This is a genomic window from Streptomyces niveiscabiei, assembly GCF_001419795.1.
Lineage (GTDB): Bacteria > Actinomycetota > Actinomycetes > Streptomycetales > Streptomycetaceae > Streptomyces > Streptomyces niveiscabiei.
In genome coordinates, this window is the sequence record NZ_LIRL01001227.1 from 1 (window position 1) to 2549 (window position 2549).

The window sequence follows — 2549 nt, forward strand, 5'->3', positions numbered from 1 at the left end:
CCATCGCCTGCGCGGGCGGGCGCCGACGCCCCTCCCCCGGCCCGCACCGGAACCTTCACCTCAGCCACACCGACCGGCACACCGGCTAGCCCAGCAGCTCCGCCAGTTCCCGTTCCCGGTTCGCCACGTCCGCCAGCAGCTGCTCGGCGATCTCCTCCAGCAGGCGGTCCGGGTCGTCCGGCGCCAGCTTCAGCATGGAGCCGATCGCGCTGTCCTCCAGCTCCTTCGCGAGCACCGCCAGCATCTCCTTGCGCTGGGCGAGCCATTCGAGGCGGGCGTAGAGGACGTCGCCGGGGGCGGGTTCGCGTTCCGGGGGGACCGGGCCCGCGGCCCACTCCTCGGCGAGCTCGCGGAGCAGGGCCTCGTCGCCACGGGCGTACGCGGCGTTCACCCGCGTGATGAACTCCTCGCGGCGGAGCCGTTCCGCGTCCTCCTGGGCGAGGTCGGGGTGGGCCTTGCGGGCGAGGTCGCGGTAGAGCTTGCGGGCCTCGTCGCTGGGGCGGACCCGCTCCGGGGGGCGTACGGGCTGCTCCGTCAGCATCGCCACCGCCTCCGGGAACAGGCCGTCGCCGTCCATCCAGCCGTGGAACAGCTCCTCCACGCCCGGCATCGGCATCACCCTCGCCCGCGCCTCCGCCGCGATCCGTACGTCCTCCGGGTCGCCGGTGCGCGCGGCCCTCGCCTCCGCGATCTGCGCGTCCAGTTCGTCGAGGCGGGCGTACATCGGGCCCAGCTTCTGGTGGTGCAGCCGGGAGAAGTTGTCGACCTCCACCCGGAAGGTCTCCACCGCGATCTCGAACTCGATCAGCGCCTGCTCGGCGGCCCGCACGGCCTGCGCGAGCCGCTCCTCGGGCCGCGCCGGCTCAGCTTCAGCTTCGGGGGTCGTCACCCGCCCAGCGTAATCGCTCCACTGGGGGCGCCGGGTGAGTGCGGGGTCCGGCAGGGATACGGCTCCCTCGCCCGCGCCCACACCTCCGCTCACACCCCCGTCTCCGCCTCCACCCTTCCCTCCCGTACCGCCGTTGCCAGGGCCTCGTGGTCTGCCTCTGTGCGGTTCGCGTATGAGACCGCGAAGTCTGCGATCGCCTCGTCCAGTTCCTCGCTCTTGCCGCAGTAGCCGGCGATCAGGCGGGGGTCGGTGCTGTGGGCGTGGGCTCGGGCGAGGAGGGCGCCGGTCATGCGGGCGTAGTCGTCGAGCTGGTCGGGGGCGAGGGCGGCGGGGTCGACGCTGCCCTTGCGGTTGCGGAACTGGCGTACCTGGAAGGGGAGTCCGGAGACGGTCGTCCAGCCGAGGAGGATGTCGCTGACCACCTGCATGCGCTTCTGGCCGAGGACGACCCGGCGCCCCTCGTGGTCGACGGGGTCGACGGGGAAGCCCGCGGTCACCAGGTGGGGGACCAGCGCGGAGGGGCGGGCCTCCTTCACCTGGAGGATCAGGGGCTCGCCGCGGTGGTCGAGGAGGAGGACCACGTACGAGCGCGTGCCCACGCTGCCCGTGCCGACGATGCGGAACGCGACGTCGTGGATCGAGTGGCGGGCCAGCAGGGGGAGGCGGTCCTCGGAGAGGGTCGTGACGTACGACTCCAGCGCGGCGACGACCGCCGACGCCTCCTCGTCCGGGACGCGGCGCAGGACGGGCGGCGCGTCCACGAAGCGGCGTCCGCCGTGCTCGGTGGGCTCCGTCGACTTCGCCGCGAAGCGTCCGCTCGTGTTGGCGCGGGCCTTCGCCGAGACCCGCTCCAGCGTGCCCACCAGATCGCGGGCGTCGCTGTGGGAGACCAGCTCCTCGTCGGCGATGGCGTTCCACGCGTCCAGGACGGGCAGCTTGGCCAGCAGCCGCATCGTGCGCCGGTAGGCGCCGACCGTGCCGTGCGCGGCCTCACGGCACGTGTCCTCGGTGGCACCGGCCTCCCGGCCCGCGAGGACCAGGGACGCGGCGAGACGCTTGAGGTCCCACTCCCACGGCCCGGTCACCGTCTCGTCGAAGTCGTTGAGGTCGATGACCAGACGCCCCCGGGCGTCGCCGTACAGACCGAAGTTCGCGGCGTGCGCGTCGCCGCAGATCTGGGCCGGGATCCTCGTCGCCGGCGTGCGCGCCAGGTCGTACGCCATGAGTCCCGCCGAGCCCCGCAGGAACGCGAACGGCGAGGCCGCCATCCGCCCCACCCTTATCGGCGCCAGCTCCGCGATGCGGCCCCGGTTCGACTCCTCCACGACGGCGACGACCTCGGGCCGGGCCCCGTCCACCTCGAACCCGGCGTGCGCACTGCGCGGCACCGCCCGCCGCAGCCCCTTCCCGACCTCCTTGGGCGCCTCGCCCGACGCCCCGTTCCACTCCGCGAACCCCGCCACCCGAGGAATCCGAACCCCGCTCACGACCGACCGCCTCCCCCGTGCACCACCGCACGAACATCAACTCGCCCCGACCGTACAGCCATCCGACGAAACCCGTCACACCCTGTGGATAACTCCCGACTTGCGGACAACTCCGCCACCCACCGGTGCCCCACCCGTCACCCTCTCCGCGCCCCTCACGCACCCCCATCACC

The 2549-nt window shown here is 73.3% G+C and carries 2 protein-coding genes; both read right to left on the minus strand.

What is annotated here, in order from left to right; translation table 11 throughout:
• Positions 1 to 85: 85 nt before the first annotated feature.
• Positions 86 to 889, minus strand: a complete 804-nt coding sequence (locus AOK24_RS42405) for a J domain-containing protein (protein WP_055725198.1) — start codon at positions 887 to 889, stop codon at positions 86 to 88.
• A gap of 89 nt (positions 890 to 978) precedes the next feature.
• Positions 979 to 2376: a DUF2252 domain-containing protein gene (locus AOK24_RS42410; RefSeq protein ID WP_240554391.1), complete on the minus strand. Its 1398-nt coding sequence runs from the start codon at positions 2374 to 2376 to the stop codon at positions 979 to 981.
• Positions 2377 to 2549: the final 173 nt, after the last annotated feature.